Source organism: Pseudomonas sp. KH_046_2, assembly GCF_057838985.1.
Genome location: NZ_CM174480.1, coordinates 2,913,846 through 2,937,400 on the forward strand (window position 1 = coordinate 2,913,846; position 23,555 = coordinate 2,937,400).

Consider the following 23,555-nt stretch of genomic DNA (forward strand, 5'->3'; position numbering starts at 1 on the left):
CCTTGCCAGCCGAGATCAAAAAAAGTATCACCCGCGCAGCAAATATTCTTTTGCACGGGATCAGGCGGGGTAGAGCGTCACCCAATAACCGCTTAGATGGCCGGTGGCGATGACCGGGTAGGTCTGCACCAGCATGTTCAGGGTGCGTTGGGTCTCACGGATGGGAAAGGCACCGGAGATCCGCAGATCGGCAATCGCCGGGTGGCAGCGCACGATGCCGCTGCGATAACGCGCCAGTTCGACCACGAAATCTGCCAGCCGCAGGTTGTCGGCCATCAACATGCCCTGGGTCCAGGCGCTGACGGAGCGGTCGACGTGACTGAGCTGGCCAAAGCTGCGCGACGAAAAGTCGGTACGTTCTCCGGCATTGACGATCAAGGGCGCTGCACGACTGGCGTCGGACAACCGGACCTTGACCGCTCCCTCAAGGACCGCGAGTTGGGTGCGGGTCGACAGTTCTCGTACGGTGAAGCGGGTGCCCAGGGCCTGCATCAGCCCCTGCCGGGTGCTCACCAGAAATGGCCGCGCCTGGGGCAGGCTGTCGGTTGCGGTCTGCACCAGGATTTCGCCTTCGCGCAAACGGATCAATCGTTGGTTGGCATCAATCAGCACATCAATGGCGGTGTCGGTGTTCAGGGTGATCTGCGACCCGTCGGCCAGGGTCAATTGGCGTTGCTGGCCGATGGCGGTGCGGTGGTCGGCGGTCCACTGTTGCGACTCCACCAGCTTCCAGCTGCCCCAACCCACGGGCAACGCCGCCAGAATCATTGCCAGTTTGCCCAGCGCCCCCCGGCGTGCCGGATTGCTCGGGCGGTCCAGTGCCGACATCGCCAGCGACGGCGGCACCCCGCCAAGCTTGGTTTGCAGCAACCGGGCGCGGGCCCAGGCACGATGGCGCTCAGGTGTGCTGACCTGCCAGCGTTCCCATTCGGCGCGTTCGGTTTCGTCGAGTTCGCCTTCGCCCAGGCGGATCAGCCATTCAGCGGCCTCTTCGAGGGCCTGTCGATCGAGCTGGATATCACTGCGCAAAGTCGACATTCATTCCACCAGCAACAGGCACTGCACGAAGGCTTGCTTCATGTAGCGTTTGACGGTGATCAGCGATACACCGAGCTGTTCGGCGATATCGTCGTACTTCAGGCCGCTGATCTGCGACAGCAGGAATGCCCGTTTGACCAGCGGCGGCAAGGCATCGAGCATGGCGTCGATTTCATGCAGGGTTTCCAGCACGATGAAGCGCAGTTCGGGGGATGGCACTTGCGGGGCCGGCAGCAACGCCAGGGCGTCGAGGTAAGCGCGTTCCAGTGCCTTGCGCTGATACCAATTGACGAGAATGCCCTTGGCCACGCAACTCAGGTACGCCCGAGGTTGTTCAATGACCGAAACCCGCGAAGCCAGAATGCGGGTGAAGGTGTCCTGCGTCAGATCCGCCGCATCCATGGCGTTGCCCAGTTTTTTCCGTAACGTGGCGTACAGCCAGCCGTGATGGCCGCTGTACAGCGCCTCGATCACGGCCAGGTGGTTGTTGTGGGGTAAGGTGAGGGCGTCGCTCATGGATGACTTTTTTGTAATTGAGAAGTATTCCCAATGCTAATGGACAGCCTGCCTCTGACGCAAGCACGATCCTGTCCGGTCAGTCGCCTGTCGCGGTTTCACCCGATGGCACGGCCGTGCCTCGCGTGCGCAGGGCGATGACGGGAATCAACGCCAGCAGATAGGCGGCGCAAACGAACAGGTAGGTGTACTGCAGGCCATACGCCTGGCTGAGCAGACCGCCGACCGAGATGCCGGCGATGGACGCCAGTTGCAAGGCGCTTTGCGCAACCCCCATTACATAACCTTGTTGAGCGTTGCCAACCGCTTTTGAAATCTGCGCCATCAGCACCGGGGTCGTCGCCCCCAGCAGTACGCCCCAGATGAAATAGGCGCTGACGAACACAAGCGGTTGGCGGGTGATGGCGGCAACGGCGCTCAGGCCGGCGCAGCCGAGGATGATGTAGGTGAGGCGGTGTAGTGTCTGCTGCCGGTTCCTGTTTTCGAAATACCGCGCCCATGGGCTTGCCGACAGGATGAAACCCAGCGCCAGCAAGCCGTAGCACAGGCCCACCAGCGAATGGCTGACCTGGAAAACCGAGCTGACATACAGCGAGAACGAGGTTTGCGGGAGCATTCGCGCCAACAACAGGATGCCCATGACGCCCAACAGCGGCAGCAGCGGCGAATGTCGCCAGAGAATGCCTGACCGATTGGACTGCGCTGTTGCATCCGCCACGGGCGCTTTCGGTGCGGGCGGCACGTTCGGCAGGGTTATCGCGGCCACGACGGTGCATACCGCGCATAGCGCCGAGGCGATGATATTGATCCAGAAAAACGTCGCGTAATCGAGGATCAGACCGCCGACCACCGCACCGAGCAAAGAGCCGACATTGGTCGAAATCTGCAGAATGGCGAACAATCGCGCTCGTCGCGCCGGCGCTTCGATGCTCACCCCATAGGCCTGGGCCGGGGCAATGTAGCCGGCGAACGCACCCTGCAAAAAGCGCAACAGCAGGATGACCCAGATATCGCTGCACAGGGCCAGGCCAAGCTGCGTCAGGGACAAACCGGCCAGGGCGCGGATCATCATCAGCTTGTGCCCATGGCGGTCACCGATGCGACCCCAGAACGCGCTGGTGAGCATGATGCCCAGCATGGGGCCGATGTAAACGGCGATGCTGGCGAAGCTGAACAGCGCTTCGGAGTTTGTCAGCCCTCGCAGGTACAGGGGCCAGAACGGGCCGCTCATTTCCATTGCGCCCATGGAGACAAGCTGGATCGTGAACAAGAGAAAAATCAGGATTCTGACGCTCGATCCCTGGAACGTACCTGCAACGGGCATTGACGGCTCTCGGTGGTTAAACGCTATCGATGGATGGCGCGAAGAGTACCGGCCTTGTCGCTGTGCTGAACACCCCACTGGCGAAGATCGCTGGCACAAATGAAAAAATCGAGAGGCCGGGCCACTCGGTTTTTTTCGTCTCGGCGATCAGGCCCGGCATGGCGGCGGGCATCAGTGCCACCAATAGCCAGATGCCGAGGGCGGCATCGCCCATAACGTCAATGGCCGCAGGATTTGCAGGGCGTTGGCGATGATCCAGCCCAGCAGCACGATGAACGCCAGGGACAGGCTGAACATCTCGGTATTCTCGAAAGTCTCTTTGCTCAATTGCAGGTAAAGCAAAGCAACCATGGCCGTCGTGGCAATGAGGACGTTGAGCCAACCGTTGAAACGAATTCACAGGCCGTGGCTCATCAGCGGCAGCAAGTAGAACACAACGAACGTCAGTAACAACGCCAATGTTGGAGCACCAGGTAAGTGCTGCTAAACAAAGCCTGTAACAGCACAATAAGTTTCCGTCGAGACTAAGTTCAGCGAATTGATTGCCGCTCAGGTTAAATCAGCGCAGGGGTGGGGACGGTGAACGGGATGTGAAAAAATTGCAGGGGGGATTGCGGCGGGTAATTAGTCAACTACTGGAAATTGTTGTCTTTTGCTATTGCCTGGAATGACAGCGGAAAACAGAGAGAACGTATGGAACGGGATCAACGGCGAACTTGTCGCCGTTGATCCGGGAGGCGGGAAAAAGTCGTTCAAGGCGAAGGGCAGTTCGCCTGTGGTCTGGTGGCAGCCTGGCTGATCAGCGCAGCCAGGCGTTTGACGTTGTTTTGCTGGGCCAGTACCAGGTCGTCAATGGTCGCACCTGACGGCGTTTGCAAGGTGCTGCGGCAAACCACCCGTGCCGTGTCGCCTTCGTCGACACCGCGCAGGCGCCATTTCACGTCCATCAACGCGTATTGACCGGGGACCGAGTCAAAACGCTGCACATCGACCCGCACCGAGTATTTGCCTTGTGCGGGACTGTTGCTCAGCTGATCGGCCAGCGCACTGCTCAATTCGTCCACGAGGGTCGCGCCCCACCATTGGGTTTCCAGGATCGCCAGGCCACTGTTGCCCTCGCGAATGACGATCTGCGCGCGATCGACCTGGGGTGGCACGCTGATCATCTCGATCTGAATCACCCCGACGGTGGTCCTTGAGTGATCGCCCACCTGAGCCGGGGTCAGGGTGTGGAAGTGAATCGGGTCACTGCGGCAAGCGGCGAGCAGCAACAATGCGGTGACCAGAGTGAACTTCAGCGGAAAAGCCATGGGTGATGCTCCTGTGTTCAATTGCGCGGTGGCCCTTGCAGATCCATGGGGGCGGCATTGTTCGGACGGCCGCGAAGCAGCGATTCCGGATGCCGTCCCAGGTAATCCGAAAGATCACGCAAGGATCTCGACGTGCGTCCCAGTTCATCCAGGGTCTGCCCCAGTTTTTCCCGTTGCGGCGAGTCATCGGCCAAGGTCGAACTGGCGGATTGCAGGGTCGAATTGGCCGTTTCCAGCGTTTTGCTGACGTCCGCCAGGGTGGTTTGCACGCCAGGCAGGATCTTGCCGTTGAATTGCATCATGCCTTTGCGCAGTTCGACGAGGTTGCCGTCGAGATTGCCGGCAATACGTTCGATCGGCAGTTTGTTGATCTTGTCGACCATGGCTTCGAGTTTTTCCTGCAATTGCTCGAGGCTGCCCGCAATGGTCGGGATCATGACCGGGCGTGCGTTTGCATCGAAAGCGACTTTGTCGGCCTTGGGGTAGAAGTCCAGAGAGATGTACAACTGGCCGGTCAGGAAGTTGCCGGTGCGGGCCTGGGCACGCAGGCCGTTGTCGATAAAGGTGCCGATCAAGCGTACGCCAGCGGCTTCGTTATTAGGGTCATGATCGAGCGCCTTGAGCATTTTGATGTGGGCCTGGCCCAGGCGCTGCGGGTAGATCACGATACCGACGTTGATTGGAAAGGAACGTTTTTTCTCGTCGTAATCCAGATTGACCGCCACCACCTTGCCAATTTCCACTCCGAGGAATTCCACTGGAGCATCAACCTTGAGCCCGCGCAGGGCCTGGTCGAATCGCATGGCCAGGTACTGCGGCTTGCCGTTTGGCGGAGCGAGGGCGGTTTGTTGGTCCTCGAACAGTTCGTAGGCGTACTCTGCGGCAGCAGGTTTATCGCCGGGGCTGTAGTCGGGCGCACGGAAGGCAATGCCGCCCACCAGCAAGGAAGACAACGACTCGGTCTTGACTGCAAAACCGTTGGCGCCCACGTTCACGTCAATGCCGCTGGCGTTCCAGAAACGGGTATTTTCGGTGACGTACTTGTCATGGGGGGCATGGATGAACAGCTCTATGTTCACGCCCTTGCCATCCGGGTCCAGTGCGTAGGCCACCACCTGGCCCACGGGGATCTTGCGGTAGTAGACGGGAGAGCCGATATCCAGCGACCCCAGGTCCTGGGTGAACAGGGTGAAACGCTTGCCCGGCTCGCCATAGGTGATGGGTGGCGGGTTTTCCAGGCCCTTGAAGTTTTTTGCCCGGCCGTTGGCCTGGCCGATATCGGCACCGATGTAATCGCCCGACAGCAACGTATCGATACCGGACACACCGCCCGCGCCAATGCGCGGCCGCACGACCCAGAACTGCGAATCTTCGCGGGTAAAGCTTTCGGCCTGCTTTTCCAGTTTGATGGTGGCGTTGACGCTCTTCTGGTCACCGCTCAGCTCCACATCGGAGACATGGCCGATCACGACATTGCGGTATTTGACCTCGGTTTTATTCGCGGTCAGGCCGTCCCCGGTCTTGAACGTGACAACGATGGTCGGGCCTTGCTGCAAAATGCTGTGAACCACCAGCGAAATACCCACCAGCACCGCGACGATCGGCACGATCCAGACCAGCGAAACGCTGAAACGGCGGGTCTTGATCGGCGCCAGCCCGGGGGCTTGCGGCCCGTCAGTGGCTTGTGACTTCATCCGTGACCTCCTCATTGTGTGGGTTTTCCCGTTCTTTATCCCAAATCAAGCGTGGATCGAAACTCATTGCCGACAGCATGGTAAATACCACCACCAGACCAAAAAACAGAATGCCCGGGCGCGGTTCGATATCGGCCAGGGCCTGGAACTTGACCAGCGAGGCCACCAGGGCGACCACGATCACATCGAGCATCGACCAATAGCCGATGACCTCGACGAAACGGTACAGCGTTGACCGCTCCTTGCGTGCCCACTCGCTGTCGCGTTGCACGGTGACCAGCAGCAATGTGATGGCGACGAACTTGATGCCAGGCACGGCGATACTGGCAATGAAAATGATCAGGGCGATGTCCCAGGCCCCGGCCTCCCAGAACTCCAGCACGCCGCTCATGATCGTGCTGTCGGCGCCATTGCCGACCATTTCGGTGTTCATCACCGGTAGCAAATTGGCGGGGATGTAGAACACCAGGGCGGCAATCATGAAGGCCCAGGTGCGGGTCAACGAATTGGTTTTGCGCCGGTGCAGTGGCGCACCGCAACGCTCGCATTCGTGGGGCTCGCAAGTCATATCGCAGGCCAGGCCGCAGGTGTGGCACAGGCACAGGTTGAGCTCGTCGGCGTACGGAGGCGTGCTCATACAAGGTCCCATAGTTCGCGGATATCGCGCCCGGCAATGCGGATCATCATCAGGCTCAGTGCAGCCAGGGCAAACAGACCGATGCCGGGCAGCACATCAAGCAGTCCGGCGAGCTTGATCACCGCGACCATGGCACCCAGCAGGCAGACCTCGAGCATGCTCCAGGGCCTCAGGGTTTCCAGCCAGCGCATGCAGAACTTGAATCCGGGCGAGCGTCGCCCTCTGAGGGCGAAGCCCAGCACCCAGATCAGCAGCATTAACTGGAAAATCGGCGCGATGATCATGGCGATTGCCGCCACCATGGCGATGAAGGTGATAGGCCCCAGGCTCAGGGCCAGCACCGAGTCCCAGAGCGTTGCGCTGTTCTTCACGCCTTTGAGGTTGATGCTCATCACCGGATAGAAGTTGGCGAATATCCAGAGCATCAACGCGGTGAAGGTCAATGCAAGACGCTGTTCCACCGTGAGGCCGTTATAGCGCTGAAGTACGCCGCCGCAGCGCGTACACAGGGTTTTCTGGTGTTTGGCGAGCGTTGCTTTTTGGTACACGCTGTCGCAGTGCTCGCAGATGATCAGCTGATCAGTAGTTGCCATGGGTCAAGCTCAACAGAAGGCAGGAAGTTCAGAGCACCCCCTCAATATAGAGGTGACTTGCAATTGAGCAAATCGAAAGTCGCAACCTTAACACTATCCGCCGCCCGGGGATGACTCGACCCAAGGTATTTCATGGGGAAACATGCGACGAACGACTTTGAATTCCTCTGCCTGCAATGCGCGTTTTGACAATAACCGTACTAGGCTGATTCGGGTGCCTTGAGTAGCAACAGGAATTCAATTGTTTGCTCAGTTGAACGCTTGGAACTAACCAGAGGGCATGGTTTGGGGGTAACACACCAGGTTCCTGTTACGGATTATTTGAAAACAAGTAGCCGGCCACAAGGATCCGTCCCGATAAAGGAAGGTCGCCATGAAAAGACTCTCGCATCGCTCAAGGTTCTACATTGCAGGTTCATTACTGATAGCGCTTAACGGTATGGCCCAGGCAGCACAAACAGAAAAACCCAATATCCTGTTCATCGTGTCCGACGATACCGGCTACGGCGATCTTGGTCCGTACGGTGGCGGTGTCGGTCGAGGCATGCCGACACCCAGTATCGACCAACTGGCCGCTGAAGGCACAACCTTTTACTCGTTCTACGCACAACCGAGTTGCACGCCAGGGCGAGCCGCCATGCAGACCGGGCGCATCCCCAATCGCAGCGGCATGACCACCGTGGCCTTTCAGGGCCAGGGCGGCGGGTTGCCAGCCGCCGAGTGGACGCTGGCCTCGGTGCTCAAGACCGGCGGTTACGAGACCTACTTCACCGGCAAGTGGCACCTGGGTGAAGCCGACTATGCGATGCCCAATGCACAGGGGTATGACGTGATGAAGTACGTCGGCCTCTATCACCTCAATGCCTACACCTACGCCGACCCGACCTGGTTCCCCGACATGGACCCGGAAACCCGGGCGATGTTTGCCCAAGTGACCAAGGGCGCACTCTCGGGCAAGGCCGGAGAGAAGGCCGTCGAAGAGTTCAAGATCAACGGCCAGTATGTTGATACGCCGGTCATCGATGGCAAACCCGGTGTAGTCGGAATTCCCTACTTCGACGGCTATGTGGAAAAGGCCGCACTGGAATTCCTCGACACCGCCGCCAAATCCGACAAGCCCTTCTTCATCAACGTCAACTTCATGAAAGTGCACCAGCCGAACCTGCCGGCACCGGAGTTCGTTCACAAGTCGATCTCCAAGTCCAAGTACGCCGACTCGGTAGTCGAACTGGATACGCGCATCGGCCATATCATGGACAAGCTCAAGGCGCTGGGCCTGGATAAGAACACGCTGGTGGTCTACACCACCGACAACGGCGCCTGGCAGGACGTTTACCCGGATGCCGGCTACACGCCATTTCGCGGTACCAAGGGCACCGTACGCGAGGGTGGTAACCGGGTTCCTGCGATCATGGCCTGGCCCGGAAAAATCAAACCGAACGCCAAGAACCACGACATTCTCGGCGGGCTCGATCTGATGGCGACCTTCGCCTCGGTGGCCGGCATCAAGTTGCCGGAGAAGGATCGTGAAGGTCAGCCGATCTTTTTCGACAGCTATGACATGACCCCGGTGATTACCGGCACTGGCCCCGACCCACGTAAAGAGTGGTTCTACTTCACCGAAAACGAGTTGTCGCCGGGGGCGGCCCGTGTGGGCAACTACAAGGCCGTGTTCAACCTGCGCGGCGACGATGGTGCCCAAACCGGTGGCTTGGCCGTGGACACCAACCTGGGTTGGAAAGGCGCCACCAAGTACGTGGCGACGGTGCCTCAGGTCTTCGATTTGTACCAAGACCCACAGGAGCGCTATGACATCTTCATGAGTAACGTCACCGAGCGTACCTGGACCATGGTGCCGATCAGTCAGGCGATCAACAAGCTGATGCAGACCTACATCAAGTATCCGCCACGCAAGATGCAAAGCATGACCTATGACGGGCCGATCGAATTGTCCAAGTATCAGAAGTTCCAGTCGGTTCGGGAGGATTTGCAGAAGGAAGGCATTAAAATTCCGATACCTCAATAGGCGTATCGCAGCGGCCACTTAAGGTCGCTGCAGCCCCGCCTGACCTGCCGGGACGCCTGAAACGAGGGACAACCCGCATCAGGCGCCCGGTGGTCAACCCAGCACTTCCCGCATCCGATACCAGAACATGCCAAGGGCCAGTAACGGAGAACGCAGGGCGCGTCCGCCGGGGAAGGTCATGTGCGGCACGGCGCTGAACACGTCGAAGCCTTTGCTGTGGCCGGCATGGATCGCTTCGCCCAACAACTTCGCGCACCAATGTGTCACGTTCAGTCCATGACCGGAGTAGCCCTGGGCGTAGAACACGTTGGGGTGCTGGCTCAAACGCCCGACCTGCGGGAAGCGGTTGGCCGAGATGCCGATCATGCCGCCCCACTGATAGTCGATGCGCGCATCGGCCAGTTGCGGGAACACCTTGAGCATTTGCGGACGCATGTAGGCGCTGATGTCCGAAGGATCGCGCCCGGAGTAGTGGCAGGCACCGCCGAACAGCAAACGCCGGTCAGCCGAAAGCCGGTAGTAGTCCAGGCCGACCTTCTGGTCGCACAGCGCGACGTTGTGCGGGATCAGTTGCCTGGCGGCGTCTTCCGACAACGGTTCGGTGGCGATGATGTAGCTGCCCGCCGGGAGCACCTTGCCGCTGAGCTTCGGTTCCAACTCTTCGAGGTGCGCGTTGCAAGCCAGCACCAACGTATCGGCGCGCACCGTGCCACCCGCGCAACGGACCTGCACCGTGCTGCCATGGATCAGCTCCAGCACCGGGCTCTGCTCGAAAATCTGTACCCCAAGGGACTCGGCAACTTGCGCTTCGCCAAGGACCAGGTTCAGCGGATGCAAATGCCCCGAGCCCATGTCCACCAGACCGCCGGTGTACACACCGGAGTTCACCACCTGTTCACGAACTTTCTCCGGCGCGACCAGTCGGGTTTCAAAGGCGTAGCCGGATTCAATCAGTTCCGCCTGCTCGGCCTTCAGCGCCTTGAACTGGGCCGGGGTGTTGGCCAGTTCGCAGAAGCCCCAGCTCAGGTCGCAATCGATACCGTGCTCGCGGACGCGATTGGCGACCACCTGCACCGACTCGGTCCCGGCATGTTCCAGGTACTGCACCCCTTCGGCGCCGATGTGCTTGGCAAAGCCGCTGACGTCATGACCGATGCCGCGAATCAACTGGCCGCCGTTGCGCCCGCTGGCGCCCCAGCCAATTCGCCGGGCTTCCAGCAGGACCACCGAGAGCCCACGCTGGGCCAGCTCGATGGCGGTGTTGATGCCGGTGAAGCCCGCGCCGACCACGCAGACATCGGCCACAAGGTCCGAGGCCAGTGCGGGACGCTGCCTCATGCCCTTGGCGGACGCCGCGTAATAGGAGTGGGTGTGTTCCTTGGTGTACTGATTCATTTGTTGGACTTCACTTTGCTCCACGAGCGGGTCATCAGGCGCATGATCGACTGCGGCGGCGTGGTGGAGATGTAGAGTTTGTCGAGGACTTCCTGGGGCGGGTAAACCTCGGGGTTGTTGACCAGTTCAGGGTCCATGTACTGCTTGGCGGCCGGGTTCGGGTTGGCGTAGCCGACCGACGCGCTGACCTTGGCAATCACTTGCGGGTCCAGCAGGTAGTTGATGAAGGCGTGGGCTTGCTTAGGATTGCTGGCGTCGGCGGGGATGGCCAGCAGATCGAACCACAGATTGGCGCCTTCCTTGGGAATGGCGTAGGCGATGTTCACGCCGTTGCCGGCTTCCTTGGCCCGGTTGGCGGCCTGGAACACGTCGCCCGAGTAACCGAACGCCACGCAGATGTCGCCGTTGGCCAGGTCCGAGACGTACTTGGAGGAGTGGAAGTAGGTGATGTAGGGGCGGATCTGCAGCAGCTTGGCTTCGGCCTTCTTGAAGTCCTCGGGGTTTTCGCTGCGCGGGTCCATGCCCATGTAGTTGAGCATTGCCGGGAACACTTCGTCCGCCGAATCCATCATCGACACGCCGCAGGCGCTGAGCTTCTTGATGTTTTCCGGTTCGAACAGCACGGCCCAGGAGTCGATCTTGTCGATGCCCAGCACAGCCTTGACCTTGTCGACGTTGTAGCCGATGCCGTTGGTGCCCCACAGGTACGGCACCGAGTGTGAGTTGCCCGGATCGTTTTTCTCCAGCAGCGCCAGCAATTTCGGGTCGAGGTTCTTGAAATTCGGCAGTTGCTCGCGATCGAGCTTGAGGAACGCGCCGGCCTTCACCTGGCGGGCGAGGAAGTGGTTGGACGGCACCACCACGTCATACCCGGTACGACCGGCAAGCAGTTTGCCTTCCAGGGTTTCGTTGGAATCGAATACGTCGTAGATCACCTTGATCCCGGTCTTGGCCTGGAAGTCGGCGAGGGTGGTTTCGCCGATGTAGTCGGTCCAGTTGTAGACGCTGACCTGTGGCTGGGCCTGGGCAACGGCGCTGAGCAGAACCGCCAGCGCGGCCGGGACCATGGATTTCAATAGACGCATGTCGATACCTTCTTGGAATTATTGGGTTATTCCGATGTTTCTTTGGTGTTCTGGCGGCCGTCTTCGCGAGCAGGCTCGCTCCTACATTTGGAATGCGTTCCCCTGTAGGAGCGAGCCTGCTCGCGATGAGGTCGTTACGGACAGCGCAGATCTCAGACGCTGAGCATCAGGAACTCACGCTCCCACGAACTGATCACCCGTTTGAAGTTCTCGTGCTCGGCGCGTTTGACCGCGACATAGCCGCGCACGAACTTGCCGCCCAGGTAACGGCTGATGGTGTCGCATTCTTCCATCTGGGTCAGGGCGTCTTCGATGGTGATGGGCAGGCGCAGGTTGCGACGCTCATAGGCGCGGCCCTGTACCGCAGCGCTCGGCTCGATGCGCTCGACCATGCCCAGGTAACCACACAGCAGGCTGGCGGCGATGGCCAGGTACGGGTTGGCGTCAGCGCCCGGCAGACGGTTCTCGACGCGCATGGCATCGGGGCTGGAGGTCGGTACGCGCAGGCCGACGGTGCGGTTTTCTTCGCCCCATTCGACGTTCACCGGCGCCGAGGTGTCCGGCAGGAAGCGGCGGAACGAGTTGACGTTCGGCGCGAACATCGGCAGCACTTTCGGGATGTACTTCTGCAGGCCGCCAATGTGGTGCAGGAACAGCTCGCTCATGTTGCCATCGGCATCGGCAAAGATCGGCTGGCCGGTGGCAATGTCCACCACGCTCTGGTGAATGTGCATGGCGCTGCCGGGCTCGTCGCCGACCGGCTTGGCCATGAAGGTGGCCGCCACGTTGTGCTTGAGCGCCGCTTCACGCATGGTGCGCTTGAACACGGTGATCTGGTCCGCCAGGTCCAGGGCGTTGCCATGACGGAAGTTGATTTCCATCTGCGCCGGGCCGTCTTCGTGGATCAGCGTGTCGAGGTCCAGGCCTTGCAGCTCGCACCAGTCGTAGACGTCTTCGAACAGCGGGTCGAATTCGTTGGCCGCGTCGATGGAGAACGACTGACGACCGCTTTCGGCACGGCCCGAACGGCCCATCGGCGCCTTGAGTGGCAAGTCCGGGTCTTCGCAGCGCTGGGTCAGGTAGAACTCCATTTCCGGCGCGACAATCGGCCGCCAGCCTTTGTCGGTGTACAACTGCAGGACTTTCTTCAGCACGTTGCGCGGCGACAGCTCGATCGGGTTGCCGAACTTGTCGAAGGTGTCGTGGATCACGATGGCGGTCGGCTCGATGGCCCATGGCACCACGTAGACGGCGTCGGCGTCCGGCTTGCAGACCATGTCGATATCGGCCGGGTCGAGCAGGTCGTAGTAGATGTCGTCGTCGACAAAGTCCCCGGTTACCGTTTGCAGAAGGACACTTTCCGGCAGGCGCATGCCTCGCTCATGCAGGAACTTGTTGGTCGGTGCAATTTTGCCGCGTGCAATGCCGGTCAGATCGCTGACGACGCACTCGACTTCGGTAATCTTGTGATCTTTCAGCCAAGTGAACAGCTGATCGAAAGGGACATTCATAAAGACCTCGTTATTGGTTTTATTAACGCCAGGAGAGACCGGTTTCATCCGCCGGACACTTCCCCTGTAGCGCGTTGACGACTATCTTGTGCGAGCCTTGCAGTTCCATCTATCCACTTTAAGCAGCACAAAGCGCACCAAAAGAGTGCGTAAGGTCGCCCCATGACAGGTTCCACTTCCCTCCAGGTCCAAGCGTTCAGCACTGCCGATGTCGCCGAGCAAATCCGCGCCACGCCGGGTTGGGTGCAGCAATACCAGCAGATGTCGCCGGGGCATTTCGCGGGTCTGGTGCGTTATCTGGACCTGCAGGGCGTGGAGATTTACGAGGAGTCGATGAACACCCGGGTCGAGCAGAATTTCAGCGCGCCCCAGGGGTCGTTGTCGTTCTGTTTCGATCGCGGCGACAACGCGCTGTACGTGTTGAATGGCGAGAGCCGCAACATCTGGATCACCCCGGAGAACTACCAGGAAATCGCCGTGGTGTTCGGGCCGGAGTTTGTAAAGCGCCACAGCCTCGACATCGCCAGGCTCGAAGGGCTGTTCATGGCACCGCTCAACTCCCGGCAGAACGCGCTGTTCTGTCGTTGGCTCAGCGGGACCTTGACGCGGCTGTCGCAGACCTTCGATCCGCCGAGCCGCGAAGCGCTGACCCAGCAACTGCTGGAAGACTGCCTGTTCATCCTCGACAACGCCTGTGTCGGCCTCGACCAGGGGTCCCTGCAGCGTCGGGCCGGGGAGCGGTCGATCATGAAGCGGGTAGGGGAATGGGCGGCGGACACCCCGGAAGAACACCTCAACCTGCTGGAGTTGTCCCAGGTCGCGGGGGTTTCACTGCGCCAGTTGCAGCATGCGTTCAAGACCTACACCGGCATGTCGCCGACCCAGTGGTTGCGCCTGCGCCGACTCAACAGCGCCCGCCGCGAATTGCTCAGCCGCACGCCCACGCAAACCACCGTGGCCGAGGTGGCGATGCATTGGTCGTTCTGGCATCTGGGGCGGTTTTCCAGCAGCTACCGCGCGTTGTTCAACGAGCTGCCGAGCGACACCCTCAAGCGTGCGAGTACCACTCAGGCAAGCGGTCGCAGCCGACGTTAGAACGTCGGCGGCGTAATCACCCAGATCACCACCGCATCCACCTCGCCGGGATTACCGTAACGGTGCGGTTCCTGGCTGGAAAAGCTGAAGCTGTCGCCTTCATTAAGCTGGAAATGGCGCTCGCCGACCCACAACTCGAAACTCCCCGAGAGCAAGTAGCCGGCCTCTTCACCGTCGTGGCTGTAGCTTTGCTGGCTGTAGGTGCCGGGCGGGAAACGCGAGTGGAGCATTTCCAGTTGGCGGTTGGCTTGCGGCGTCAGCAACTGGTCGACGATGCCGTCTTCGTAATGCACGTTCAGGCGACTGTTCTTGCGCACCACGACGCCATCGTCTTCGGGCGCGGTGACCGCTTCACTGGCGAAGAACCACTGGATGGTGACGCCGAGGCTGCGGGCAATGTTGAACAGCGCCGGAATCGACGGGTAGGCGAGGTTGCGTTCCAGCTGGCTGATGTAGCCGGCGGTGAGTTCGCTCTGTTGCGCCAGTTCCGCCAGGGTCATGCCCCGGCGCTTGCGCAGGCCGCGAATGCGCGTGCCGAGGAAATGCGGTTCGGCGCTGCCTGAGGCGGGCGGGGTCTTGCTGTTGTTGCTCATGGAAAGTTCCGAACCGGGGGCTGCACTACGTCCCTTGTAGGAGCGAGCTTGCTCGCGATGGACTTCAGAACACCGCGTGTTATCCAGAAAGCACGAGTCATCGTTAGCGACCATCGCGAGCAAGCTCGCTCCTACAAAGAGCAATCATGTGAATGTAAAGCCCCGGAGTATAAACAGCCTTAAAGCTCCCACGCGACTTTCAGGCCTTCATAAATCGCTTCTTCGGCGGTGCGCGGCGCCAGGCAGTCGCCGATGCGGCGAAACTCCACCAGCCCCTGCAGTTCATCACCCAAACTATCCACCGGTTGATGGCCTTGGCACAGCACCAGGGTGTCGATGTTTTCCATCAGCATCGGCTCGCCACTGGCGGTGTGTTGCAGGTACACCGTGTTGTCATCGCAGCCATACAACCGCGCGTACGGCGTGATCGGCACGCCCAGCTTATGCAGCTCGCCGGCCAGTTGATCGCGCACGTACAGCGGCAGGTTTTCCCCGCAATGGGTGCCGTTGACCGCCAGTTGCACCTGATGCCCTGCGCGTACCAGACGTTCGGCGATGCCGGGGCCGATCCAGTCGCAACGCCAGTCGACCACCACCACCGAACGGCCGATCTGGACTTCATCGCGCAGCACTTGCCAGGCGTCCACCACCTGCAACTCACCGCCGCGCTCGAAGGGCGGCCAGTAGGGCTCGGCTCCGGTAGCGACGATCACTACGTCCGGTTTTTCCTGCTCCACCAGCGCGCGGTCGACCCGGGTATTGCGCACCACGCGCACGCCAGCCAGTTCCATTTCCCGCTGCAGGTTGGTGCTCGCTCCGCCGAATTCGCTGCGCCGTGGCAGCAGCTGTGCGAGCAGCACCTGACCGCCGAGTTGCGAAGCGGCTTCGTACAGCGTCACGTCATGGCCCCGCTGAGCTGCGACGGTGGCCGCTTTCATCCCGGCCGGGCCGCCGCCGGCGATCATGATGCGTTTGCGTTTCGGCGCCTGTCGGCGTTCGCCGAAGATCAGCTCGCGCCCGGTTTCCGGGTGCTGGATGCAGGAAATCGGCAAGCCCTTGTGGAAGTGGCCGATGCAGGCCTGGTTACAGGCGATACAGGCCCGCACGTCTTCGACGCGGCCGGTGTCGGTCTTGTTGGGCATTTGCGGATCGCAGATCAGCGCCCGGGTCATGCCACACACATCGGCCTGGCCGCGAGCCAGAATCAGCTCGGCTTCCTGGGGCTGGTTGATGCGCCCGGTGACGAACAGCGGAATGTTCAGACTGGCCTTGAACGTCCCGGCTTCTTTAGCCAGGTACGCCGCTTCGATCGCCATGGGCGGCACGATATGCACCGCGCCGCCAAGGGACGCCGAGGTACCGGCGACGATGTGCACGTAATCGAGCTGCGCTTGCAATGACTGCACGGCGGCCAGGGATTCGTCCTCGGTCAGGCCCTCCGGGTCGCGCTCGTCGGCGGAGATGCGCAGGCCGACAATGAACTGCTCGTCGGTTGCCGCACGCACGGCTTTGATGACTTCGCGCAGAAAACGCAACCGCTGTTCCAGTTCGCCGTTGTAGCCATCGGTACGCCGGTTGACCCGCGGATTGATGAATTGCGCCGGCAGGTAACCGTGGCTGGCAACCACTTCGACGCCATCGATCCCGGCCTGATGCAGGCGCCGGGCGGCAGCGGCATAACCGGCGACGATCTCGTCGATCATTGCCTGATCCAGCGCGCGGGGCATCACCCGGAAGCGTTCGTTGGGCACCGACGATGCGGAGTAGGCCACCGCCAGCAAGCCATCGCTGGACTCCATGATCTCCCGCCCCGGATGGAACACCTGGGACAACACCACAGTGCCGTGGGCATGGCAGGTTTGCGCCAGTTGGCGGTAGCCCTCGATGCACGCGTCGTCGGTGGCCATCAGCACGTGGGAGGTGTAGCGCGCACTGTCATGCACGCCGGCCACTTGCAGCACGATCAGCCCGGCACCGCCTTCGGCACGCGCCCGGTGATAGGCGATCAATTGCTCATTCACCAGGTTGTCGGTGGGCATCGAGGTGTCGTGTCCGCTGGACATGATGCGGTTCTTCAGGCGCTTGCCACGGATCTCCAGGGGTTCGAACAGGTGCGCGAAGGCGGGTGTCGAGGTCGGCATGGGGCGGGTACTCCTGGCAGGCTGAAGCCGAAAGACCGGGTTTTCGGCGTTGTAATTATTGTGCTATAGAAATTTACCAGTAGTAAAAAATCAACTTGTTTTTTTACTTTTTAGTCGATCGGAGTCGCATCCTCTACAGGGCGAAGGCCAGCGGGTAGGCTCAGCAGGGTGTTTATACGTGGGGGTTCATCTGACCAAGGATTTGACGCAGTCGTGCTAGGGTTTAACAGTCTTGGCCCCAACAGCGCCAAGGCAAGGCTGAATGACCGTCTTGAGGCCGTCATTGTTTTCTGGCAATGAGAAGGTTGCGGTCAATTGCTTGTCGCCAGCTTTTGCCGGATCCAATGAAAGTTTCAGGGGGTGGCCGCGTGCGGCATCGCTCGCCCAGTGGGCCAATTCATCGCGGGAAATGGAGGTAGTGATCGCAAAGATCGTTCCGACCTGGAAAACCCCACCGTGAGTCCAAAATCCAGAAACCCGATGATTGGTGGTGCGTGCTCCAGCAGTGATGCGCAGTGGCCCATCTGCGGTGGCATCCGGGCCTTCAAATGGATTGCTATCAAAGCCCAGTGATACAGGTGCAATCTGCAGTGTAAAACCGGCCGCTTGATTCTGCGGATGACAACTGATCTGCAGGCTGGCGTTAACGTGATAATCGCCATAAGCGCTGTCACCGAATGTACGCGCGGTCAGCAAGGGGTTATCGGCATAGGGTTGCTCAAGCAACCAGACGGGGCGCGTCGGGCGGATGATTTGAGTCCCTTCAGTCTTCGTGCCACCCGCCTGAGCATGAGCTTCGAATGGTAAAAAACAAGTGGCTGTAAGCAATGTAAAAAAGAGAACTTGAGTAGAGTGAGGTGAGCCAATCATGGTGGTGTTCTTCCGTGTGCTGGATTTTCCAGAATAGGGGAAATCAACATCCAGTAGTTTCAAGCCATGTAAGTAGATTTCTCCGGTATAGGTACGCGCAGCGACTGGACGTGACTGTACGTCCAGCCGTACTGTCTGCCCCAGCCGATTAGCCTGGAGAACCACGACAATGAATAAAATCGCCAATCACCTGGCCCCCGAGCGCAGCGCCACCGAGCAGCGCCTGCGTGAGGAACTGGCGGCCTGTTACCGCCTGATTGCGCACTTTCGCATGACCGATTTGATCTTCACCCACATCTCGGTGCGCATTCCGGGGCCGGAGCATCACTTTCTGATCAACCCGTACGGGCTGATGTTCGATGAGATCACTGCGTCCAACCTGGTGAAGATCGACCTCGATGGCCATGCCGTGGAGCCTTCGCCATACCCGGTGAACCCGGCCGGCTTCGTGATCCACAGCGCCATCCACGGCGCCCGCGAAGATGCGCAGTGCGTGCTGCATACCCACACCAAATCCGGGTGCGCGGTGGCGGCGTTGAAGTGCGGGCTGTTGCCGGTGAACCAGATTTCCATGGAGTTCTATGGACGGGTCGCTTACCACGACTACGAAGGCGTGGCGCTGGACCTGAGCGAGCAGCAACGGCTGGTGGCGGACCTGGGCGACAAGTCGGTACTGATGCTGCGCAACCATGGTTTGCTGACGGTGGGCGAGACGGTGAGCCAGGCATTCCTGCGCATGTACTACCTGGAAAAGGCTTGTGAAATTCAGTTGGCGGCCCAGGCCGCCGGTGAAGTTGTTTTGCCGTCGCACGAGGTCTGCGCGCATACCGAACGGCAGTTCAATGAGCCGGGGCGGCCGTTGGAGGAGGGGGAGTTGAGTGACCCGGATGCGATGCAACTGGCTTGGGCTGCGTTGTTGCGGTTGCTGGATCGAGTGGCGCCGGGTTACCGCGACTGATCCGGATTTTGTGTTGTATGGACTGACGTCATCGCGAGCAAGCTCGCTCCCACAGTGGTTTGGGTTGTTCGCAGATCTTGCGTACACCCGTTAACCCTGTGGGAGCGAGCTTGCTCGCGATGGGGGCGCCTCGGTTCTCAGGCTTACACCCGACTGGAGACTTGGCCCGCTCTTGCTGTACATTCGTTCAGCTCGCCGCTAACCCGCGCGGGCCTAAACGATTGAACCAAGGAGCGTGTCGCCCATGAATCAGGAAGCCCGTTTTTCCCGCATGGAACCGGAGTTGCGCAAAGCCAACCTGATCGAGGCGACGCTGGTGTGCCTCAAGCGTCATGGCTTCCAGGGCGCGTCGATCCGCAAGATATCCGCCGAGGCCGGGGTCTCGGTGGGGCTGATCAGCCATCACTATTCCGGCAAGGATGAACTGGTGGCCGAGGCCTACATGGCGATCACCGGGCGGGTCATGACCTTGCTGCGAGACGCCATGGAGCAAGCCGCGCCGAATGCCCGGGAGCGTTTGTCGGCGTTTTTCCGCGGGTCGTTTTCCGCCGAACTGCTCGACCCGCAACTGATCGATGCCTGGCTGGCGTTCTGGGGCGCGGTGAAAACCGCCGAGGCCATCAACCAGGCCCACGATCATTCCTATGGCGAGTATCGCGGCATCCTGCGCAAGGTGCTGGCGGAACTGGCCCGAGAGGAGGGCTGGGAAAACTTCGACGCCGACCTCGCCGCCATCAGCCTCAGCGCCTTGCTCGACGGCTTGTGGCTGGAGTCCGGGCTGAACCCCGGCACCTTCACCCCGGAGCAGGGCATCCAGATTTGCGAGGCCTGGGTTGACGGCTTGCAGGCCGGCGGCCGTCAGCGCTTTTGCGTGCAGACGAGCGACTGTTGATCAGTCGTTCAGCAATCGATATTCTCTGGCGCCGATGCAGCAAAACACTCTAATAAGAAACTGGCCTCAGGGCCTATGCCGGACACCAAGCGATGACTCCTCGGGTATTGATCGTCGATGACGATCCGCTGATTCGCGATCTGCTGCACGCCTACCTGTCCCAGGAAGGCTACGACGTCCATTGCGCCGCCACGGCGGAACTGGCGGAAACTTTCCTCGCCAGCCAGAACGTCGACCTGGTGATGCTCGATATCCGCCTGCCGGGCAAGGACGGCCTGACCCTGACCCGCGAGCTGCGGGTGCGCTCGGAGGTCGGGATCATACTGATCACCGGGCGCAACGACGAAATCGACCGCATCGTCGGCCTCGAATGCGGCGCCGATGACTACGTGATCAAACCACTCAATCCAAGGGAGCTGGTGTCCCGGGCGAAAAACCTGATTCGCCGGGTACGTCATGCGCAAACGCCAGCGCCAGCCGTCGCGGCGGCCAAACCGGTCAAGCAGTTCGCCGACTGGGCGCTGGACACCGACCGCCGTCGCCTGATCGATCCGTCGGGCAGCGAAACCCTGCTGACCCACGGCGAATACCAGTTGCTCAGCGTGTTCCTGCGCAACAGCGGCCACACCCTCAGCCGCGATCAGTTGATGGACCAGATCCGCAACCGCGAATGGGTGCCCAACGACCGCTCCATCGACGTGCTGGTCGGGCGCCTGCGCCGCAAGTTGCACGACGATCCGGCCGAACCCCAATTGATCATCACCATTCACGGCGCCGGTTACCTGTTCACCGCCAGCGTGGCGGCCTGAAACTGATGGCGCGATGGCTTTGCCTGCTGGCAATGCTCGTGGCCGGCCATGCCGTCGCGGCGGACAAGGTTCGCTATTGCGATTACCCGGTGTACCCGCCGGTCTCCTGGAGCGACGGCAAGCAGGTGCGCGGCCTGGCGCCGAATGTGGTGAAAAACCTGTTTGGGCAGTTGGGTTACGAGGTCGAGATGGTGGTGCTGGGCAACTGGAAACGCTGCCTGCTGGACGCCGCCGAAGGCCGGGTCGATGTGGTACTGGCCTACAGCACTGCACAACGGGAGCAGAGCATGCTGTTCTCGACGGTGCCGGTATTGCGTGAAGAAGTGGCGCTGTTCATCAACCGCCAACACCCGGTGAAATTCGAACAACTGGACGACCTGGCCCGTTACCGTGGCGGCCTGTTGTTCGGCGAGAGCTACGGCGTGGAATTCGATCGTATGGTTGCGCGCAACAACAATATCGAATGGGTTTCCGACAGCCACCAGAACTTCGGGAAGCTGATTCGCGGGCGCATCGATTTCATCACCCAGGAGCGGCGCACCGGCCAGCTGTACGTGGAAAACCTGCCCGGCGGCCAGGACATCGTCGCCTTGCCCAAGGCATTGAGCGTGGACTATCTGCGAGTTGCCGTATCGCGGCGCTCGCCCTTGGCCACTCGTATGCCCGAGATCGATGCGCAGTTGCAGCGCATGGTCGATGCCGGTGACATCGAGCGCTGGCTCAACGAAAGCGAAGTGACCTACCGCGACATGATCAACCTGCCGGCGGATGCGCAATGATCCGCGCCCGTCCTGGTGGACTGCTGCGACGCCTGTTGCTGTTCATTCTGTTGTTCAGCCTGTGCTTCACCGTGCTGGCCAGCAGCGTGCAGCTGTACATTGAGTATCGACGGGAAATGCACGACATCGATTCGCGCATGGAACTGATCCGCGCCGGCTACCTGGCCAGCCTGGAACGCAGCCTCTGGGACTTGAACCAGGAGCAGTTGAACGTGCAGTTGCGCGGGCTGGTGGACTTCTCCGACGTCGCGCGGGTGCACTTGACCAGCGCCGATTTCGACCTGGTACAGGGCAATCCGCACCCCACGGGACCGCTGCGCATCGAGCGCTTTGCCCTCGACTATCAGCCGCCGTCCGGCACGTTGCGCAACCTTGGCGAGCTGGAGGTCAGTACGGATCTGGGGGCGGTGTACCAGCGTCTCTACGCCACCGGTTTGACCAGCCTGTTGTGGATGGCAGTGTTTCTCTGCGGCTTGGCCGTGGCGTTGTCGGGCTTGTTTTATCGACTGGTGACCCGGCACCTGAAAGTCATGGCCGAGTTTGCCCGGCGCATCGCGGCAGGTGAATGGCACGAACCCCTGCACCTGGACAAGCGTCGTGGCAGTGACGAAATCGACACCGTGGCCCATGCGCTGGACGATATGCGCCGGGCGATCCTGCGGGACATCGAGCGCCGGGAAACCGACCGCCTGGCCTTGCAGGACAACCGTGACGAGCTGCTGAAAATGGTCGAGCGCCGCACCGCCAGCCTGATGCGTGCCAAAGACGAAGCGGAAGCGGCCAACCTTGCCAAGTCGCGGTTCCTGGCGACCATGAGCCACGAACTGCGCACGCCCCTCAACGGCATTCTCGGCATGGCCGAGTTGCTGCGCGGCGCGCGTCTGGATGCCCAGGACGGCAAACGCCTGGATGCCTTGCACAAGGCCGGCGAAGGCTTGCTGACGATCCTCAATGAAGTGCTGTATTTCGCCAAGCTGGAGGAGGGCGTCAGCCATCCCGAACCGGTGGATTTCTCGTTGCGCCAGTTGCTCGACGAGGTGCTGACACTTCTGGAACCGCGCGCGCTGAACAACGACACGATCCTCAGTTGCCGCATCGATCAGCGGATTGCCGAGTATCACCACGGCGCCGAGCAGTTCCTGCGCCAGGTGCTGAGCAACCTGCTGGCCAACGCGATCAAGTTCACCGAAGGCGGCGAAGTCAGCGTCGAGGTGGCGCTGCTCGGCGAAACCGGCGAACAGACCGGGCAGCGGCTGCGGGTCAGTGTCACGGACGACGGCATCGGCATTGCCCCGGCGATGCAGGCGAAGATTTTCGAGCGCTTCACCCAGGCCAGCGAAGAAGTCGCGCAACGTTTTGGTGGCACCGGGTTGGGATTGGCGATCTGCAAACATCTGGTGGAGCAGATGGGCGGCTGCATCGGCGTGGACAGTGAAGAGGGGCGCGGCAGTTGCTTCTGGTTCGAACTGTCCTTGCAGCCGGCCAGCGGCGTGGCTGAGGTTGCGCCGGTTCGCGCGGCGGGGCCGGCACTGAACATCCTGGTGGTCGAGGACGTGGCGCTCAATCGCGAAGTGGCCAAGGGCTTGCTGCAACGGGACGGCCACCGGGTGTGGCTCGCCGAAGAAGCGGATCAGGCGCTGGAACACTGCGCGGCGCAGGTGTTCGACCTGATGCTGCTGGACGTGCATCTGCCGGGCATCAGCGGTGTCAAGCTGTGCCGGCAGATCCGCCACAGCGACGGACCGAACCGCCATACGCGCATTTTCGCCCTGACCGCCAGCGTCCAGCCGGCACTGGTGCGCGGTTATCTGGAGGCCGGCATGGACGGTGTCCTGGCCAAGCCCTTGAAACTGGAAAACCTGCGCCAGGTGCTGGAAGGGCATGCGCCTGTCGCCGAGTCGCTGCCGAGCGATGAGGCCATGGACTGGCCGCTGTTGCAGACCCATCGCAGCCTGCTCGGTGCGCAAAAGGTCCAGGGCCTGCTGGCGGTGCTGCGTGATTCGATCCTGCAACACCGCGATGCGCTGCATGAAGCCATGGCCGCCGACGACTGCACAGAGGTCGCGCAACTGGCTCACCGCCTGGCCGGTAGTTGCGACTCCCTGGGCTTTCGGGGCTTGGCCAGCACCTTGAGGGCGCTGGAGACCTTGGCGCTGGAAAACGATGAATCGGCGATCCAGCGCATGGGCCCGCTGCTCGATGAGCAATTGCAGCACTCGCTCGATACTCTCAAAGGCCTGCTGCAGAGCTGACGTACAAGTTTGTTACGACTTTGTACAACTTCGATCT

General features: G+C 60.9%; 20 protein-coding genes and 1 pseudogene. 7 read left to right on the forward strand and 14 right to left on the reverse strand.

The window, feature by feature from the left end:
- Window positions 1-60: 60 nt before the first annotated feature.
- From AC3IX1_RS13140 to AC3IX1_RS13175, 8 genes and pseudogenes are all read right to left on the reverse strand, one after another.
- Entirely contained in the window at window positions 61-1,038 is a 978-nt protein-coding gene (locus AC3IX1_RS13140; protein WP_489388526.1) for a FecR domain-containing protein, read from the reverse strand.
- Window positions 1,039-1,554, reverse strand: a complete 516-nt coding sequence (locus AC3IX1_RS13145) for a sigma-70 family RNA polymerase sigma factor (RefSeq protein WP_489388527.1) — start codon at window positions 1,552-1,554, stop codon at window positions 1,039-1,041.
- Between the two features lie 79 nt (window positions 1,555-1,633).
- Window positions 1,634-2,878 carry an MFS transporter gene (locus AC3IX1_RS13150; RefSeq protein WP_489388528.1) on the reverse strand — a complete coding sequence of 415 codons (1,245 nt, stop codon included), beginning with the start codon at window positions 2,876-2,878 and terminating at the stop codon, window positions 1,634-1,636.
- A gap of 133 nt (window positions 2,879-3,011) precedes the next feature.
- A pseudogene (locus AC3IX1_RS13155) lies at window positions 3,012-3,274 on the reverse strand (lipid IV(A) 4-amino-4-deoxy-L-arabinosyltransferase); the annotation flags it as partial.
- Between the two features lie 356 nt (window positions 3,275-3,630).
- Entirely contained in the window at window positions 3,631-4,188 is a 558-nt protein-coding gene (locus AC3IX1_RS13160; protein ID WP_489388529.1) for a PqiC family protein, read from the reverse strand.
- Window positions 4,189-4,205: 17 nt separating this feature from the next.
- Window positions 4,206-5,882 (reverse strand): PqiB family protein, encoded by a 1,677-nt coding sequence (locus AC3IX1_RS13165; protein ID WP_489388530.1) that lies wholly within the window; start codon window positions 5,880-5,882, stop codon window positions 4,206-4,208.
- Entirely contained in the window at window positions 5,863-6,519 is a 657-nt protein-coding gene (locus AC3IX1_RS13170) for a paraquat-inducible protein A (RefSeq protein WP_489388531.1), read from the reverse strand. The genes AC3IX1_RS13165 and AC3IX1_RS13170 overlap by 20 nt, the downstream gene beginning before the upstream one ends.
- A complete protein-coding gene (locus AC3IX1_RS13175) occupies window positions 6,516-7,112 on the reverse strand; it encodes a paraquat-inducible protein A (protein WP_489388532.1) in 597 nt (198 codons plus the stop codon). The genes AC3IX1_RS13170 and AC3IX1_RS13175 overlap by 4 nt, the downstream gene beginning before the upstream one ends.
- 373 nt (window positions 7,113-7,485) lie before the next feature.
- Here AC3IX1_RS13175 and AC3IX1_RS13180 point away from each other — a divergent pair, with 373 nt between their 5' ends.
- On the forward strand, window positions 7,486-9,138 hold the full coding sequence (locus tag AC3IX1_RS13180; RefSeq protein WP_489388533.1) for an arylsulfatase: 1,653 nt from the start codon (window positions 7,486-7,488) through the stop codon (window positions 9,136-9,138).
- A gap of 93 nt (window positions 9,139-9,231) precedes the next feature.
- On the opposite strand, the gene AC3IX1_RS13185 is transcribed toward AC3IX1_RS13180, so the two are convergent.
- The 3 genes from AC3IX1_RS13185 to AC3IX1_RS13195 all read right to left on the reverse strand — a co-directional run bounded on the left by AC3IX1_RS13185 (window position 9,232) and on the right by AC3IX1_RS13195 (window position 13,129).
- On the reverse strand, window positions 9,232-10,533 hold the full coding sequence (locus AC3IX1_RS13185; RefSeq protein WP_489388534.1) for an NAD(P)/FAD-dependent oxidoreductase: 1,302 nt from the start codon (window positions 10,531-10,533) through the stop codon (window positions 9,232-9,234).
- A complete protein-coding gene (locus AC3IX1_RS13190; RefSeq protein ID WP_489388535.1) occupies window positions 10,530-11,618 on the reverse strand; it encodes a polyamine ABC transporter substrate-binding protein in 1,089 nt (362 codons plus the stop codon). Before AC3IX1_RS13190 ends, AC3IX1_RS13185 begins: the two co-directional genes overlap by 4 nt.
- A 152-nt stretch (window positions 11,619-11,770) precedes the next feature.
- Complete coding sequence (locus tag AC3IX1_RS13195) at window positions 11,771-13,129, reverse strand: glutamine synthetase family protein (RefSeq protein ID WP_102673544.1); 1,359 nt, start codon at window positions 13,127-13,129, stop codon at window positions 11,771-11,773.
- 162 nt (window positions 13,130-13,291) lie between these two features.
- Between AC3IX1_RS13195 and AC3IX1_RS13200 the strand changes: the two genes are divergently transcribed.
- A complete protein-coding gene (locus AC3IX1_RS13200) occupies window positions 13,292-14,224 on the forward strand; it encodes a helix-turn-helix domain-containing protein (RefSeq protein WP_489388536.1) in 933 nt (310 codons plus the stop codon).
- Here the strand turns inward: AC3IX1_RS13200 and AC3IX1_RS13205 are convergent.
- The 3 genes from AC3IX1_RS13205 to AC3IX1_RS13215 all read right to left on the reverse strand — a co-directional run bounded on the left by AC3IX1_RS13205 (window position 14,221) and on the right by AC3IX1_RS13215 (window position 18,014).
- A complete protein-coding gene (locus tag AC3IX1_RS13205) occupies window positions 14,221-14,817 on the reverse strand; it encodes a cupin domain-containing protein (RefSeq protein ID WP_477799075.1) in 597 nt (198 codons plus the stop codon). The genes AC3IX1_RS13200 and AC3IX1_RS13205 overlap by 4 nt on opposite strands.
- A 179-nt stretch (window positions 14,818-14,996) precedes the next feature.
- Entirely contained in the window at window positions 14,997-16,958 is a 1,962-nt protein-coding gene (locus AC3IX1_RS13210) for an oxidoreductase (RefSeq protein ID WP_489388537.1), read from the reverse strand.
- 216 nt (window positions 16,959-17,174) lie between these two features.
- Window positions 17,175-18,014 carry a hypothetical protein gene (locus AC3IX1_RS13215; protein WP_489388538.1) on the reverse strand — a complete coding sequence of 280 codons (840 nt, stop codon included), beginning with the start codon at window positions 18,012-18,014 and terminating at the stop codon, window positions 17,175-17,177.
- On the opposite strand from AC3IX1_RS13215, the gene AC3IX1_RS13220 reads away from it, so the two are divergent.
- The 5 genes from AC3IX1_RS13220 (at window position 17,998) to AC3IX1_RS13240 (ending at window position 23,518) form a co-directional block, all read left to right on the forward strand.
- On the forward strand, window positions 17,998-18,786 hold the full coding sequence (locus tag AC3IX1_RS13220; RefSeq protein WP_489388539.1) for a class II aldolase/adducin family protein: 789 nt from the start codon (window positions 17,998-18,000) through the stop codon (window positions 18,784-18,786). The two genes, AC3IX1_RS13215 and AC3IX1_RS13220, sit on opposite strands and share 17 nt — an antisense overlap.
- A gap of 244 nt (window positions 18,787-19,030) precedes the next feature.
- A complete protein-coding gene (locus AC3IX1_RS13225; RefSeq protein ID WP_110659255.1) occupies window positions 19,031-19,678 on the forward strand; it encodes a TetR family transcriptional regulator C-terminal domain-containing protein in 648 nt (215 codons plus the stop codon).
- 92 nt (window positions 19,679-19,770) lie between these two features.
- Window positions 19,771-20,487 carry a response regulator gene (locus AC3IX1_RS13230; protein WP_489388540.1) on the forward strand — a complete coding sequence of 239 codons (717 nt, stop codon included), beginning with the start codon at window positions 19,771-19,773 and terminating at the stop codon, window positions 20,485-20,487.
- Window positions 20,488-20,492: 5 nt separating this feature from the next.
- Entirely contained in the window at window positions 20,493-21,266 is a 774-nt protein-coding gene (locus AC3IX1_RS13235) for a substrate-binding periplasmic protein (RefSeq protein WP_489388541.1), read from the forward strand.
- Window positions 21,263-23,518 carry an ATP-binding protein gene (locus AC3IX1_RS13240; protein ID WP_489388542.1) on the forward strand — a complete coding sequence of 752 codons (2,256 nt, stop codon included), beginning with the start codon at window positions 21,263-21,265 and terminating at the stop codon, window positions 23,516-23,518. Before AC3IX1_RS13235 ends, AC3IX1_RS13240 begins: the two co-directional genes overlap by 4 nt.
- Window positions 23,519-23,555: the final 37 nt, after the last annotated feature.

What these genes read in the sequence shown, in the direction of transcription:
- AC3IX1_RS13205 (WP_477799075.1), bottom strand. Translation starts at nt 14,817, where the DNA reads ATGAGCAACAACAGCAAGACCCCGCCCGCCTCAGGCAGCGCCGAACCG.
- AC3IX1_RS13185 (WP_489388534.1), bottom strand. Translation starts at nt 10,533, where the DNA reads ATGAATCAGTACACCAAGGAACACACCCACTCCTATTACGCGGCGTCC.
- AC3IX1_RS13210 (WP_489388537.1), bottom strand. Translation starts at nt 16,958, where the DNA reads ATGCCGACCTCGACACCCGCCTTCGCGCACCTGTTCGAACCCCTGGAG.
- AC3IX1_RS13220 (WP_489388539.1), top strand. Translation starts at nt 17,998, where the DNA reads ATGAATAAAATCGCCAATCACCTGGCCCCCGAGCGCAGCGCCACCGAG.
- AC3IX1_RS13225 (WP_110659255.1), top strand. Translation starts at nt 19,031, where the DNA reads ATGAATCAGGAAGCCCGTTTTTCCCGCATGGAACCGGAGTTGCGCAAA.
- AC3IX1_RS13230 (WP_489388540.1), top strand. Translation starts at nt 19,771, where the DNA reads ATGACTCCTCGGGTATTGATCGTCGATGACGATCCGCTGATTCGCGAT.
- AC3IX1_RS13200 (WP_489388536.1), top strand. Translation starts at nt 13,292, where the DNA reads ATGACAGGTTCCACTTCCCTCCAGGTCCAAGCGTTCAGCACTGCCGAT.
- AC3IX1_RS13235 (WP_489388541.1), top strand. Translation starts at nt 20,493, where the DNA reads ATGGCGCGATGGCTTTGCCTGCTGGCAATGCTCGTGGCCGGCCATGCC.
- AC3IX1_RS13145 (WP_489388527.1), bottom strand. Translation starts at nt 1,554, where the DNA reads ATGAGCGACGCCCTCACCTTACCCCACAACAACCACCTGGCCGTGATC.
- AC3IX1_RS13160 (WP_489388529.1), bottom strand. Translation starts at nt 4,188, where the DNA reads ATGGCTTTTCCGCTGAAGTTCACTCTGGTCACCGCATTGTTGCTGCTC.
- AC3IX1_RS13140 (WP_489388526.1), bottom strand. Translation starts at nt 1,038, where the DNA reads ATGTCGACTTTGCGCAGTGATATCCAGCTCGATCGACAGGCCCTCGAA.
- AC3IX1_RS13240 (WP_489388542.1), top strand. Translation starts at nt 21,263, where the DNA reads ATGATCCGCGCCCGTCCTGGTGGACTGCTGCGACGCCTGTTGCTGTTC.
- AC3IX1_RS13175 (WP_489388532.1), bottom strand. Translation starts at nt 7,112, where the DNA reads ATGGCAACTACTGATCAGCTGATCATCTGCGAGCACTGCGACAGCGTG.
- AC3IX1_RS13190 (WP_489388535.1), bottom strand. Translation starts at nt 11,618, where the DNA reads ATGCGTCTATTGAAATCCATGGTCCCGGCCGCGCTGGCGGTTCTGCTC.
- AC3IX1_RS13195 (WP_102673544.1), bottom strand. Translation starts at nt 13,129, where the DNA reads ATGAATGTCCCTTTCGATCAGCTGTTCACTTGGCTGAAAGATCACAAG.
- AC3IX1_RS13180 (WP_489388533.1), top strand. Translation starts at nt 7,486, where the DNA reads ATGAAAAGACTCTCGCATCGCTCAAGGTTCTACATTGCAGGTTCATTA.
- AC3IX1_RS13165 (WP_489388530.1), bottom strand. Translation starts at nt 5,882, where the DNA reads ATGAAGTCACAAGCCACTGACGGGCCGCAAGCCCCCGGGCTGGCGCCG.
- AC3IX1_RS13170 (WP_489388531.1), bottom strand. Translation starts at nt 6,519, where the DNA reads ATGAGCACGCCTCCGTACGCCGACGAGCTCAACCTGTGCCTGTGCCAC.
- AC3IX1_RS13150 (WP_489388528.1), bottom strand. Translation starts at nt 2,878, where the DNA reads ATGCCCGTTGCAGGTACGTTCCAGGGATCGAGCGTCAGAATCCTGATT.